At 68.7% G+C, this 13331-nt stretch carries 10 protein-coding genes and 1 tRNA gene; 4 read left to right on the top strand and 7 right to left on the bottom strand.

Features of this window, described 5'->3' with window-relative positions:
- Nucleotides 1–12 precede the first annotated feature (12 nt).
- From ETC07_RS05190 to ETC07_RS05180, 3 genes are read left to right on the top strand one after another with little or no spacing between them, the layout of a single operon-like run.
- A complete protein-coding gene (locus tag ETC07_RS05190; protein WP_136247443.1) occupies nt 13–783 on the top strand; it encodes a LamB/YcsF family protein in 771 nt (256 codons plus the stop codon).
- 58 nt (nt 784–841) lie between these two features.
- Entirely contained in the window at nt 842–2449 is a 1608-nt protein-coding gene (locus ETC07_RS05185) for a 5-oxoprolinase subunit B/C family protein (RefSeq protein WP_136247442.1), read from the top strand.
- Nucleotides 2446–4215: an acetyl/propionyl/methylcrotonyl-CoA carboxylase subunit alpha gene (locus ETC07_RS05180; protein ID WP_240724563.1), complete on the top strand. Its 1770-nt coding sequence runs from the start codon at nt 2446–2448 to the stop codon at nt 4213–4215. The genes ETC07_RS05185 and ETC07_RS05180 overlap by 4 nt, the downstream gene beginning before the upstream one ends.
- Before the next feature lie 83 nt (nt 4216–4298).
- Here ETC07_RS05180 and ETC07_RS05175 read toward each other — a convergent pair.
- The 4 genes from ETC07_RS05175 to ETC07_RS05160 all read right to left on the bottom strand — a co-directional run bounded on the left by ETC07_RS05175 (nt 4299) and on the right by ETC07_RS05160 (nt 8184).
- Nucleotides 4299–4374, bottom strand: a tRNA-Thr gene (locus ETC07_RS05175).
- Between the two features lie 122 nt (nt 4375–4496).
- Entirely contained in the window at nt 4497–5702 is a 1206-nt protein-coding gene (locus tag ETC07_RS05170; protein WP_136247441.1) for a benzoate/H(+) symporter BenE family transporter, read from the bottom strand.
- A 224-nt stretch (nt 5703–5926) separates the two neighbouring features.
- Nucleotides 5927–6934, bottom strand: a complete 1008-nt coding sequence (locus ETC07_RS05165; protein WP_136247440.1) for a zinc-dependent alcohol dehydrogenase family protein — start codon at nt 6932–6934, stop codon at nt 5927–5929.
- Between the two features lie 62 nt (nt 6935–6996).
- Complete coding sequence (locus ETC07_RS05160; RefSeq protein ID WP_136247439.1) at nt 6997–8184, bottom strand: M24 family metallopeptidase; 1188 nt, start codon at nt 8182–8184, stop codon at nt 6997–6999.
- Between the two features lie 136 nt (nt 8185–8320).
- Between ETC07_RS05160 and ETC07_RS05155 the strand changes: the two genes are divergently transcribed.
- On the top strand, nt 8321–9040 hold the full coding sequence (locus ETC07_RS05155; RefSeq protein WP_136247438.1) for a YebC/PmpR family DNA-binding transcriptional regulator: 720 nt from the start codon (nt 8321–8323) through the stop codon (nt 9038–9040).
- 101 nt (nt 9041–9141) lie between these two features.
- Here ETC07_RS05155 and ETC07_RS05150 read toward each other — a convergent pair whose 3' ends face one another.
- From ETC07_RS05150 to ETC07_RS05140, 3 genes are all read right to left on the bottom strand, one after another.
- On the bottom strand, nt 9142–9915 hold the full coding sequence (locus ETC07_RS05150) for an META domain-containing protein (protein ID WP_136247437.1): 774 nt from the start codon (nt 9913–9915) through the stop codon (nt 9142–9144).
- 93 nt (nt 9916–10008) lie between these two features.
- Nucleotides 10009–10185, bottom strand: a complete 177-nt coding sequence (locus tag ETC07_RS05145) for a DUF4399 domain-containing protein (RefSeq protein ID WP_240724562.1) — start codon at nt 10183–10185, stop codon at nt 10009–10011.
- Nucleotides 10186–10295: 110 nt separating this feature from the next.
- Nucleotides 10296–13331, bottom strand: a complete 3036-nt coding sequence (locus tag ETC07_RS05140) for a putative bifunctional diguanylate cyclase/phosphodiesterase (RefSeq protein WP_136247435.1) — start codon at nt 13329–13331, stop codon at nt 10296–10298.

Below are 13331 nucleotides of genomic sequence, written 5' to 3'. Positions count from 1 at the left end.
GAGGAGCCCCGAATGACCTATATCGACCTGAACAGCGACCTCGGCGAAAGCTTTGGCCAATGGCGCATGGGGGATGACGAAGCCATGCTCGGCATCGCCACCAGCGCCAACATCGCCTGCGGTTTCCACGCCGGTGATCCGGCCGGCCTGCTGCGCACCATGCAGGCCGCCGTGGAGCGCGGCGTGACGGTCGGTGCCCATGTCAGTTATCCCGACCTCGTGGGGTTCGGCCGCCGCCCCATGGAGATCGACAGCGAGGCGCTGCACACCGACGTGATCTACCAGATCGGCGCCCTCAAGGGGATCGCGGCCGCCGCCGGCAGCCAGGTGCGCTACGTCAAACCTCACGGGGCGCTTTACCACGCCGTCGCCCATGATCAGCGCCAGGCCCTGGCCGTCATCGAGGCCCTGAAGGCCGTCGATGATCGCCTGATACTGGTCGCGCTGGCGGGCTCCCCGGTGCTGGAATGGGCGCGTGCGGCGGGGCTCGACGTGGCCGCCGAAGCCTTCGCCGACCGTGGCTATCACCGCGATGGCAGCCTGGTCTCGCGGCGCGAGCCGGGCGCCCTGCTGCAGGATGTCGAGCGGGTGGCCGAACGCATGCTGCGCCTGGTGCAGGAAGGCGTGATCGAGAGCGTGGATGGACACGACATCCGGCTGGCGGCCGACTCCATCTGTGTCCATGGCGATAGCCCCGACGCGGTGGCCATGGCCGGCGCCGTACGCCGGCGGCTGCACGCCGACGGCGTGGAGCTGCGCGCCTTCGCCCGGGGCGCATCATGAACGATATCGCGACGCCCGCTGGGCCCTTCTTCAGGAGCACATCGCGTCAGGAGCCATCGTGAGAATCCTTCCCGTCAACTTAGCGTCGCTGCTCGTCGAGCTCGATGACCTGGGGCAGGCCCTCGGGCTCTACGAGCGTCTGCGGCAAGCGCCGATCGCCGGCGTGACCCACCTCATCCCCGCCGCCCGCACCCTGCTGGTGACCTTCGCCCCGGCACGCATCGATGCCGACACCCTGGCCCGGCGACTGCTCGAACAGCCGTTGACGAACGCCGATCATCACCACGGCGAACGGATCGAGATTCCCGTCTACTACGACGGCGAGGACCTCGATGATGTCGCGCGGCTGCTGGACATGACCACCGACGAGCTGATTCGGCGCCACGGCGAGCACGATTATCGGGTGGCCTTCTGCGGCTTCGCGCCGGGCTTCGCCTATCTCTCCGGCGGCGCCGGATTCGACGTCCCGCGGCGTCCTTCGCCGCGTACCCGTATCCCGGCCGGCTCCGTGGCGCTGGCCGGCGCCTTCGGGGGCGTCTACCCGACGGCCAGCCCCGGCGGCTGGCAGCTGATCGGCACCACGCCACTCGACATGTGGGACACAGGGCGCACGCCGCCGGCACTACTGCAACCCGGCATGCGCGTCAGGTTCACCGCCACCGACACGCCTCCCCAACGCACCAGCGTGCCCGCGCCCCGGCCCGACGCCATCGCCTCTAGGCCCGCGACGCTCGAGGTCCTCACCCCCGGGCTGCAGAGCCTCTACCAGGATCTCGGCCGCCCGGGCCAGACCGCCCAAGGGGTCTCCACGGCCGGCGCCATGGATCGCGGCGCCTTCCGTGCGGCCAATCGACTGGTCGGCAACCCCACGGATGCCGCGACCCTCGAGGTCGCCCTGGGGGGGCTCCAGCTGCGTTGTCACCGCCCGGCGCTGGTCGGCGTGACCGGGGCGCATCTGGCCCTCTCCATCCGCAGCGAGGCCGGCGAGACACTGACCCCATCGGTCGGCCGACCCATCGAGCTGGCCCCCGGCGACACCCTGACGCTGGGCGCCCCCAGCGCCGGGCTGCGCAGTTATCTCGCCCTGCGCGGCGGATTCGATGTGCCCCCCGTGCTGGGCAGTCGCTCCACCGACACCCTCGCCAAGCTGGGGCCGACACCGCTCGAGCGTGGCGACCCGCTGTGCTCGTCCGACCTGCCATCGACGGCGCTCTCCCTAGAGGAAGACGCGGCCTTTGCGCTGCCGCGGGCCGGCCAGACGATCACCCTGGATGTCGTCATGGGGCCCCGCAGCGACTGGTTCACCGCACAGGGCCAGGAGACGCTCTGCTCCCAGGACTGGCGAGTCACGGGGCGCTCTGACCGCGTGGGCCTGCGCCTGGCAGGCGAACACCCCCTGGAACGCACCGACAGTGCCGAATTACCCAGCGAAGGCACGGTCACCGGCGCCATCCAGGTTCCCGCCGACGGGCAGCCGGTGCTGTTCCTGGCCGACCACCCGCTGACCGGCGGCTACCCGGTGATCGCCTGCGTGGCCGACTATCACCTGGACCTGGCGGGCCAGATACCGGCCAACGCCTCGCTGCGCTTCAACCCGATCAGCGCCTTTGAACCCCTGGGCGGCGATGACACCCGCGGCCCGAACAGCCTCGAGACGTCCACATGAATCCTCAACTCGCTCATCATGATGCCGCGCACCGCCCCATCCGCCGAGTGCTGATCGCCAATCGCGGCGAGATCGCGGTGCGCCTCATTCATGCCTGTCGCGACCATGGCGCCACCTCGATCGCCGTCTACGCCGACGGCGACCTCGAGGCCCTGCATGTGCGCCTCGCCGACGAAGCCTTCGCCCTCGGCGGCGAACGCCCCGACGAGAGCTACCTGTCGATCGACACGCTGCTGGAAGTGGCCCGCCGCGCGGGGGCCGACGCCGTGCACCCGGGCTACGGCTTCCTCTCCGAGCGCGCCGACTTCGCCCGCGCCGTCGAGGCGGCGGGGCTTGCCTGGATCGGCCCGAGCCCGAGCACCATCGAAACGCTGGGCGACAAGGTCGCGGCCCGCCGGCTAGCGCTCGAGGTCGGCGCCCCGCTGGTCCAGGGCACCCCGGACCCCGTGGCAGGCGCCGAGGACGTGGTGGCCTTCGCCGAGCGGCACGGCCTGCCGATCGCCATCAAGGCCGCCTTCGGCGGTGGCGGCCGAGGCCTCAAGATCGCCTGGCACATGGACGAGGTCGCCGATTGCTATCACTCGGCGGTGCGCGAGGCCGAGGCCGCCTTCGGGCGTGGCGAGTGCTTCGTCGAGCAGTTCCTCGACCGCCCTCGCCACATCGAGGCGCAGGTGATCGGTGACCACCACGGTACGGTGGTCGTCGTGGGCACCCGCGACTGCTCGTTGCAGCGGCGCAACCAGAAGCTCGTCGAGGAGGCGCCGGCCCCCTGTCTCAGCGAGTCACAGCGCCGGCAGATTCATCGCGCCGCACACGACATCTGCGCCCGGGCAGGCTACGTGGGCGCCGGCACGGTCGAATTTCTGCTCGGAAGCGACGGCACCCTGTCGTTCCTCGAGGTCAACACCCGACTGCAGGTCGAGCATCCCGTCACCGAGGAGACGGCCGGCATCGACCTGGTCACCGAACAGCTACGCATCGCCGAGGGGCTACCACTCTCCTTCACCGAGACACCCGTCCCACGCGGCCACAGCTTCGAGTTCCGTATCAACGCCGAAGATGCCGCCAAGGGCTTCTTGCCCACTCCCGGGCGCATCACGGCATTCCACGCCCCCAGCGGGGCCGGCGTGCGCCTGGATAGCGGCGTGGAAAGCGGCGACGGCGTATCGGGGCACTTCGATTCGCTGATGGCCAAGCTGATCGTCACCGGGGCCACCCGCGAGCAGGCCATCGCCCGCTCCCGCCGAGCACTCGAGCAGTTTCATATCGACGGCGTCGCCTCGGTGCTGCCCTTCCACCGTGCCGTCATGGCCCATCCGGACTTCACCGGAGATGACGACTTCAAGGTGCATACGCGCTGGATCGATACCGACTTCCACACGCCTCTGGACTGGGCGCCCCGCCAGGCGCCGGCCGATGAGCCGGGCATGCTGCATGCCATGATCGATATCGATGGCAAGCGCCACCGGATCGGCCTGCCCACCCGCCTGCTGCAAGGCATGGCGCCGAGCGAAGAACCGACCCGCCTCTCCGGCGAGCCGACCGACGATGACGTCGGCATCACCGCGCCCATCAGTGGCACGCTGCTGGCCTGGCAGGTCGAGGATGGCTGCCGGGTGGCGGCGGGCGACGGGATCGCCATCATGGAGGCGATGAAGATGGAGACCCAGGTCGTCGCCGACCGGGCCGGTACGCTGGTGATTCAGGCCCAGACAGGCAGCACGCTCGAGGCGGGCAGCACGCTCGCCCATGTCACGACGGACTGATCGCCGCCGACCCACGCCGCTGACCCACAACGAGAAACGGCCACCGCGATGATTCGCTAAGTGGCCGTTTGCATGCCTGTCGCTGGTGCCGGTGAGTGGACTCGAACCACCGACCTACGCATTACGAGTGCGTTGCTCTACCCACTGAGCCACACCGGCATCCCCCGCATCATAAGGCCCGGCCAACCGGCTGCCAAGCGGCCTCGGCTCGCGGCGCCCTGCGCCGACGAACCGCAAGATGATCGGGTGCCAAGGGGCCGCGCGCCGGTCATCCGCCGCCTTCAGGGTGAGCCGCCGGCGGCCTTCTCCGGCTCACCATCGGGGGCGGTGCCGCGATGCAGTACGAGGTAGGCGATCGCGCCGATCACCACGCCCCAGAAGGCCGACCCCAGCCCCAAGAAGCTCACCCCCGAGGCGGTGGCCAGGAAGGTGATCACCGAGGCCTCGAGATGATCCTTGCACGCGGTGAAGGCGCTGACGTTGCTGGAGATGGCGCCGATCAGTGCCAGGCCGGCCAGCACCGTCACGAATTCGCCGGGCAGCGCGGCGACCAGCAACACGATGGTGCCGGCGAAGGTCCCCCCGATCAGGTAGAAGAGGCCACAGGCGATCCCCGCCACATAGCGCTTGCCGCGATCCGGGTGCGCCTCCTCGCCGGTACAGATCGCCGCGGTGATCGCCGCGATCGCCGTGGTGATACCGCCGAAACAGGCGGTGACCAGCGATGTCAGGCCGGCCACGGTGACGATCGGCCGGGCCGGCGTGTCATAGCCGGAGGTGCGCAGGATCGCCATGCCCGGCAGGAATTGCCCCGTCAGGCTGACCAACACTAACGGAATCGCCAGGCCGAGCGTGCCCTGCCAGGTCCATTCGGGGTGGATGAACCGGGGCTCCGCCAGCTCGAGCGCGACACCCTCGAGGCTCGCCCCCTCCAGCACCACGGCCAGGCCGACGCCGACGATCAACAACAGCACCAGGCAGTAGCGTGGCGTCAGGCGCTTGAACACCAGGTAGGCCAGCAGCATGCCGACCATCAGCGCCGGTACCGTGGCCAGCGACTCGAAGACACCGACCCCGAACTGGAACAGGATGCCCGCCATCATGGCGCTGGCGATGCCGGGCGGGATCCACCGGATGATGCGATCGAAGGAGCCGGTCAGCCCGATCACCAGGATCGCCACCGCCGCGGTGAGATAGGCACCCACCGCCTCGCCAAGCGACAGCGCGGGGAACAGCGTCACCAGCAGCGCCGTGCCCGGCGCCGACCAGGCGGTGATCACCGGCACCCGCAGCCACAGGCTGAGCCCGATGCCGGAGACGGCGGCGCCCATCGAGATCGCCCACACCCAGGAAGTCATCATCCCCGGCGAGATAGCGGCGCTCTGAGCGGCCTGGAAGAAGATCGCCAACGGTCCCGCGTAGGAGACCAGCACGGCCACGAAACCGGCGGTGACGGCGGGGATCGACCAGTCCTTGAAGCATCGCATGGCGAGTTCCTTGGGGCGAGCGAGGAGACGGCCCGCCGGCGATGCCGCGGCGGAGCATGCTGAGAGCCGAGCGAGCCCCGGACAGCCGGGCCGTCACGGCACCACGCAGACCAGCCTAGCGGGCGACGTCTCGCCGTCAAGCGCCGGGATCGCGGCCAAGGCCTGCGCGTGTCGCCGCCTCTCGGCCAGTGACGACACGCGCCCCTCGCGTCAGGCGGTCACGCTCACCAGCTCAGGCAGATCTTGCCGAAGTGGCGGCCGGACTCCTGGTGGCGGAAGGCCTCGGCGATCTCCGCCAGCGGGAACTCGCGATCGATCACCGGCTTCACGCCGCCGGCCTCGATGGCGCGAATCATCGCCTGTTGCTGGGTCCGGCTGCCGACGATCAGCCCCTGCAGGCGGGCCTGCTTGGCCATCAACTTGGCCGTCGGCACCTCGCCGCCGCGGCCGGTCAACACGCCGATCAACGAGATGTGGCCGCCGATGCGTACCGCCTCGATGGACTGCGGCAGGGTTCCCGGGCCGCCCACCTCGATCACCTGATCGACGCCGGCACCGCCGGTCAGCGCCTTCACCTTGCGGCCCCACTCGGGCTCGTCGCGGTAGTTGATGACGTGCTCGGCGCCCAGCTCGCGAAGCCGCTCGAGCTTGGCATCGGACGACGAGGTGGCGATCACCCGGGCGCCCATCAGGCGGGCGAACTGCAGGGCGAAGATCGATACCCCGCCGGTGCCCAGCACCAGCACGCTATCGCCCGCCTTGAGGCCACCATCGCTGACCAGGGCGCGCCAGGCGGTCAGTCCCGCGGTGGGCAGGGTGGCCGCCTCGGCGTGGGACCAGCCCTCGGGTTGACGGGTGAACCAGGCCACTGGACGCACCACCGATTCGCGCGCGTAGCCGTCGATGCCGTCCCCCGGCACGCTGGCGAAGTCGCCATGCCGCGCCGGGCCATCCTGCCACTCGGGGAAGAAGGTGGAGACCACGGCATCGCCGACGGCGAACTCGTCGACGCCCTGGCCGATCGCCTCGACCACGCCGGCGCCGTCCGACATCGGGATGCGGCCATCCTCGCCGGTCATCTTGCCGGTGACCACGCCGTAGTCGTGGAAGTTGAGCGAGCTGGCGTGCAGCCGCACGCGTATCTCACCAGGGGCCGGATCGCCGGGGTCCTCGCCCTCATGAACATCGAGGCGATCGAGCCCGCCGGGGGCCTTGAGTGTCACGACCTGCATCTTGCCTCCTGAGGTATCCATCATTGGCTGGTACAAGAGAGATTGAGGCATTCCCTCGCCCTTCAAGGCCGTTCGTGCAGCCGCCAGTCATTGTCGGTGAGCGGCTCGCCGCCGGCCGGGGTCACGCGCACGGTATCACTGATGCCGATGCCGAAACGCCCCGGAAGGCGCAGGCACAGCGGCAGATGGAAGACCATGTCGGCCTGGAATTCACGCACCTGGCCGCGGGCGATGAAGCCCGTTCCCTCGACCCAGCTGGGCGGGAACTGAGCGCCCACCGCATAACCGAAGACGCCGGAGAAGAACGCCCGGTCGGCCACCGACGCCAGCGCCGCCTCGCCGGCCCGGGCAGCCTCATCGAAGGTGTTGCCCGGCCGCATGGCCGCGCACAGCGCCTCGAAGGCGGCCCGACAGGCATCGCGCAACTCACCCATCTCGGCGCCGGCGTGGCCGGCCACCACGGTGCTCATCATCGGCGCGGTGTAACGCTCCCAGGCGGAACCGAATTCCAGGAACACCGGCTCGTCCGCGCCGATCACCCGTCGCTTGTGGTTGACGTGGATGGTGCCCGAGCGCGCGCCGACGGTGACGATCGGCTGCAGGCTCATGAACTCGCTGCCCGCCGACAGCATCGCCCGGGCGCCCTCGGCCGCCACCGCGCCATCGGTCACGCCGGGGGCGATGACCTCGCGAGCGGCGCGGATGCCGAGCCCGGTGATGCGCGCGCTCTCGCGCAGGCAGTCGAGCTCCAGCGGGCTCTTGACCAGCCGCAGCGCATCGACCAACGCCCCGCCATCGTCACGGAAACGCTCGGCGCCCAGCCGAGCCTGTAGGGGCGCCAGCACCCCGTGACGCAGCCCGGCGCTCATCGGGTCGAGGCCGATGGCCCGGTGCGCGGCCAGGGTCTCGACCAACGGCTCGATCACCTCTCCCGGGTTCTCCCAGCGGTAGCCGAGCACCTCGTCTACTCGGGCGGTCACCACCGCCGGGCCGGTCTCGATGGAGGGCACCTGCAGCACCAGCCGCGTGGCGGTGACCACCAGGCAGGCGTGCACCGAAACCTCGAAGGTGTGATAGCCGGTGAGATAGTAGAGGTCGGCGGGGTCGCTGAGCAGCAACGCCTCGAGGCCGGCCTCGCTCATCGCCGCGCGCAAGCGCCGACAGCGACCATCGAGCTCGGCCTCGGGCATGGGAAGCTCACTGCCTGCGAGGCGCTCGGCGAGGGCATGACGATAGGCGAGATGATCCATATGCTGACTCCACGGGTTGGCCTGAGGCCAGTGTAGCCGGGCCGCGTGGCAGCGGCGGCGGCAAAATCAGGACTGTCACCGTGGCCCGCTGTCTCGTAGAATCCAGAGCCTAGAATAGTCGCAACAGGACAATGCAATGGGCAGGGCCTTCCAGAACCGCAAGGAATCCATGGCCAAGACGGCCGATGCCAAGACCAAGGTCTACAGCAAGTACGGCCGCGAGATCTACGTCTGCGCCAAGCAGGGCGGCGTCGACCCCAACAGTAACCTGTCGCTGCGCGGGCTGATCGAGCGCGCCAAGAAGGACCAGGTGCCGTCCCACGTGATCGACAAGGCGCTGGACAAGGCCAACGGGGTCGGCGGCGAAGACTACGAGGCGGCACGCTACGAGGGCTTCGGCCCCGGCAACGCCATGGTCATCGTCGAGTGCCTAACCGACAACCCCAATCGCACCATCGGCGATGTGCGCACCTGCTTCAACAAGACCAAGAGCAAGCTGGGCACCCCGGGCAGCGTCAGCCACATGTTCGATCACTGCGCCATCCTGGCCTTCGCGGGCAGCGACGAGGAAGGCGTGCTCGAGGCGCTGATGGAGGCCGATGTCGATGTCACCGACATCGAGAACGAGGACGGTCGGATCACCATCTTCGCCCCGCATACCGAGTACGCCAAGGCCAAGCAGGCGCTGCTCGACGCCTTCGGCGAGCAGGACTTCGAGACCGACGAGATCCAGTTCCTGCCCCAGGCCACCACCCCGGTAGAGGGTGACGATGTGGCGCAGTTCGAGAAGCTGCTGGACATGCTCAACAACGTGGACGACGTGCAGAACGTCTACCATAGCGCCGAGTTGCCGTGAGCCCGGCGGCGGCGCTGGTCGCCGCGCGCTGACGCATGAAACGAAGCGGCCGGCCCCCGAGGGGGCCGGCCGCTTGTCGTTGGCCGCGACGCCGCGCGTATTCAGGTCAGGTGGCGCACCTCGAACCGCGCCAGCACCTCGCCTTCGGCATCGACGAGCTCGAGGCGGTCGGCCCGCACCCGATACCCCGCGACCTCCTCGAACATCGCCAGGAAGCGCGGCTCGAGGTCAGGGCCCGGCAGGCAGGCCCTGCGCGTGCTGGCGAGCGGACCGATGCTCAGGCTATCGCCGTCGCGCTGATACTCACCGGTCAGCCGATTACAGCCGCTGAAGCCGCTCAAGCGGGCCTGATCAGCGTGGAAAACCAGATGCGGCTCACGCGTGCCTTCCTTCACGGAGACCGCCTCGCCGCCCAGCTCGATCAGCTTCCAGTAGCTGTCTTCCAGGGTCTCGGTGACGAACTCCTCGGTGCGCTGCAAGCGATAGTTCAACGACGAGTCGATCTCGCGCCCCTCGAGGTCGAGCATTTCGAGGCTAGCGGCCTCGCCGCGTATCCGCCACTGACGCGGCCCGCTATCACCGCCCGCCAGGGTCAGGGTGTCGCCGGTCGCATCCAGCGACCACTCGCCCCGCTCATGAAAACGCCGATCTTCCTCACTCCCCAGATAGACCGTTTCCAGGCTGTAGACCCCATCGGGAAACAGCGAGAGATGGTGGCGAATGCCGGCACAGTCGGCGCAGGGTAGCTCGCCGCGGTAGCTGGCCGGCAGCTCACCGAGGGCCGTCTCGGCCTGGGGCGAGCGCTCGAAGGCGGCACAGCCGGCCAGCCACAGCGCCATGGCCAGAAAACCGACGAATTGAAAGATCCGTTTCATGGTGAGTCATCCTGATGGTTGGCTGAAGAGAATTCGCTTGGACCTGCAGCATGGTCAGGCGTTCAACGCGTCCTGGAGCGGGGCCCACGATGCTCACTCGAGGTGAAGGGTGATCGGCTCGGAGGCCACCGTCGGCTCGAAGTTCAGGTGCCGATCATCCAGGCACAGCAGCTGCAGGGTATGCTCGCCGGGCAGCCGCTCCAGGGTCAACTCAGTGTGGGCGGCGATGGCGGCCGCCGAGACGATGCACCCCACCAGCCAGTGACGCACGGTGTTGCCTCTTGGACAGCAAAGCATGTCGGGACGCCCCCTCCACGAGGCTGCCCGGACGACCATCTCACGCGCGTGACGCGAAGAGTGTCGCCACCGCACGGCCCGCGTCACGAACGCCCGGCCTGCTCGCTGTCTTCCAACGCCGCTCGCAACTGCTCGGCCGCCTGGGGACGCCCCAACAGGAATCCCTGCAATTCATCACAGCCCTGGCCTGCCAGGAAACGCCGCTGCGCCTCGCTCTCGACTCCCTCGGCCAACACCCGGAAACCCAAGGCATGCGCCATATCGATGATCGCCGCCAGCAGGATCTCGTCGTCGCCATCGCCCGGCACATCGACGAGGAAGCTACGATCGATCTTGAGCAGCTCGACCGGCAGCCGCTTGAGATAGGTCAACGAGGAATGACCGGTACCGAAGTCATCGATGGCCAACCGCACGCCCATCGCGCGAATCTGGTGAAGCACCGGCAGCACCCGATCGATGTGGTCCATGACGTGGGTCTCGGTGATCTCGAGCTCCAAGAGCTCCGGCGGAAGCCCGGACTGGCGAAGGGCATCGCGGATGTCACGGATCAGCTCGGCCGCATTCAACTGGCGCGGCGAGAGGTTCACCGATACCGGCACTCCCATCCCCCCACGGGCCCAGGCCGCAGCCTCGCGACAGGCCTCGGCGAGCACGAAGCGACCCAGTTCGACGATCAGCTCGGAGTGTTCGGCCAAGGGAATGAAGATGGCCGGCGAGACTTCGCCATGCACCGGGCTGTGCCAGCGCAGCAGCGCCTCGGCGCCGACTATCTGGCCGCCGGCAATATCGTAGCGCGGCTGATAGTGCACCCGCAGCTCGCCACCGGGCAGCGCCTGACGCAGCCCGGTTTCCAGGCGCAGCCGGGCCTGGTGGCATTCATCGATGGCCGTCTCGAAGAGCACCGCCTGCTGGCGTCCTCGAGCCTTGGCTTCGTACATCGCCTGGTCAGCCTTGCGCAGCAGGCTCTCCGAGGCGCAGCCATGACGGCCAGCCAGGGTGACCCCCACGCTGGCACTGGAGAAGCAGCGCGCCACGACCAACTCGTAGGGCTCGCTCAGCGCGGTGATGATGCGCTGGGCGATCGCCCTCGCCGGCCCCTCCTGGCTGATGCCTCGCAGCAACACGCAGAACTCATCGCCGCCGAAGCGGGCCACGGTATCGCGCGCCTGCACGCAGGCGCTCAGTCGCTGCGCCGCCTGACGCAGCAGCTCATCGCCGATCGAGTGGCCATAACGATCGTTGACATCCTTGAAACGGTCCAAATCGATGAATAGTACCGCAATCGAGGCCTCGCCCTGCAGCGCCTCGTCGAGCTCGAGCGTGAACAGGCTACGGTTGGCAAGCCCGGTCAGGGCATCGTGCCAGGCCAGCCGCTCGAGGTCCTGCTCGGCCACCTTGAGCGAGGAGATGTCGCTGAACAACAGCATGTGCCGACGCCCTTCCCCGGAGGATGCCCATAGGGGCCCCGTGTGTACCAGTACCGGTAACCGCACGCCCCGCGACGATACGAATTCGCCCTGGCCTTGCCAGCGCGCATTCTCGTCCAGGGCGTGCGTCACCTCCGGATGACATCGCAAGAAGTCGCGCACCACATCGCTCGCCTGTCCCGGCGGCCGGCCGCTCATGTCGACGAAGGCCCGGTTGGCCAGCAACACGCGCCACCGGGCGTCGAGGACCACGATCGCCTCGCCGGTCTCGGCGAAGACCTGTTGGGCAAGCGACAGCTGCTGCTGGGCCTCGCGCAGCTCGGTCACATCGGCGGCTACCCCGCCGATCAGGTAGATCCGCCCCTGGTCGTCGCGGATCGGGAACTTGGTGACCTGGTAATAGCGCCACCCTTCCGGAGTCGCGAGGCACTGATGGTGCTTGAGGGAAGCATCGCTCGCGAGCAGGCGCCGATCCGTCTCTTCAGCCTGAGCGCCGGTCGTCGCGTCCAGCAGCTCGCTCACCCGCGCTCCGGCGAGCTCAGCCGGGGTCGAGCCGATCGCCCAGGCATAGCGCTCGTTGACCAGTCGATAGCGCCCCTCGAGGTCCTTGACGAAGATCAGGTCCGGGGCGTTCTGGATGATGCCGTCCAGGTACTTGTCGCGTTCACGAATACGCTGCAGCATGCCTTCGACGGCCTGCCCCACGCGGTTGAACTCCTCAAAGCGCCCGCCCCGGAACGGCATCGGCGCACCGCTCTCCGGCACCTCCTCGGCATAGCGCACCAGGTCATCGAGGGCGCGTACCGTCAGCCGGCGCAGCAGCAGCATCAAGACGATGCCGAATGCCACCACCCACAAGGCGGCGTAGAACAGGGTGGCGACATAGGTATCGCGTAGCGACAGCAGGCCATCGTCAGGCAGCAGCACGTCGATGCGGTAAGGATCGCTGTCGCCGATCCGCAGCCGGTGACGATGCCAGACGCCCTCGGGCACGAAGACCACCGCCGGCGTCGAGCCACCCAGCGCTTCCGGCGGGGCCGAGCCTTGCGGCGTCGGGCGGGTATCCAACAGTCGCCCCTCATGCTGCAGCGTGATGGCACGGGCGCCGAACAATCGCTGTAGATCGTTGGTGAGCCAGAAGCTGTCGTCGAGCATCACGTAGGCTTGCAGATGGCCGACCACTCGGCCCAGGGCCGGCTCGAGGATCGGCTGAGTCAGCCGCAGTAGGCCATGGGGGACGCCCTGCCAGCGGGCCATCAGGCTGCTCCAGGTATCCAGGGGAGTACCGATCTCGCTCAACGCCTCCAACGGTCGAGACGACCCCAGCCGACTGACGACGGTGGTCGTCTCCTGGCCGCGCCACTCGACGACCAGCGCATCGAGAGGCTCGGCGCGGACATCGGTCAGCCCCCGCCCGATGATCTCCGCGACACGCGCCCTATCCCCACCGTCTACCGACGTGGCGAGAGCCTCTGATTCGGCCAGGCTCATGGTGTAGCGACGCAGACCCTCGAAGCGGGCGGCCACCACATGATCGAGGATCCGCTGATGCTGGGCCTGCTGCTGCGTAGCGCTCTCGCGCAGTGCCTGCCGAGCCCCCAGGTAGCCGGTAGTGAGCAGGGTGATGGCCGCCACCCCCAACAGCGCCATCGACAGCAACAGCAGCCACCGCGAGAAGCGCCAGGCACCCAC

The sequence above is a fragment of the Halomonas borealis genome, assembly GCF_004798905.1.
Taxonomy (GTDB): domain Bacteria; phylum Pseudomonadota; class Gammaproteobacteria; order Pseudomonadales; family Halomonadaceae; genus Halomonas; species Halomonas borealis.
Note: the sequence above shows the minus strand (reverse complement) of the source record. Positions and strands in the feature narration are given on the sequence as shown.

Excerpts from the sequence above, each read along its gene's own strand:
- ETC07_RS05190 (WP_136247443.1), top strand. The coding sequence starts at position 13 with ATGACCTATATCGACCTGAACAGCGACCTCGGCGAAAGCTTTGGCCAA.
- ETC07_RS05180 (WP_240724563.1), top strand. The coding sequence starts at position 2,446 with ATGAATCCTCAACTCGCTCATCATGATGCCGCGCACCGCCCCATCCGC.
- ETC07_RS05170 (WP_136247441.1), bottom strand. The coding sequence starts at position 5,702 with ATGCGATGCTTCAAGGACTGGTCGATCCCCGCCGTCACCGCCGGTTTC.
- ETC07_RS05165 (WP_136247440.1), bottom strand. The coding sequence starts at position 6,934 with ATGCAGGTCGTGACACTCAAGGCCCCCGGCGGGCTCGATCGCCTCGAT.
- ETC07_RS05160 (WP_136247439.1), bottom strand. The coding sequence starts at position 8,184 with ATGGATCATCTCGCCTATCGTCATGCCCTCGCCGAGCGCCTCGCAGGC.
- ETC07_RS05155 (WP_136247438.1), top strand. The coding sequence starts at position 8,321 with ATGGGCAGGGCCTTCCAGAACCGCAAGGAATCCATGGCCAAGACGGCC.
- ETC07_RS05150 (WP_136247437.1), bottom strand. The coding sequence starts at position 9,915 with ATGAAACGGATCTTTCAATTCGTCGGTTTTCTGGCCATGGCGCTGTGG.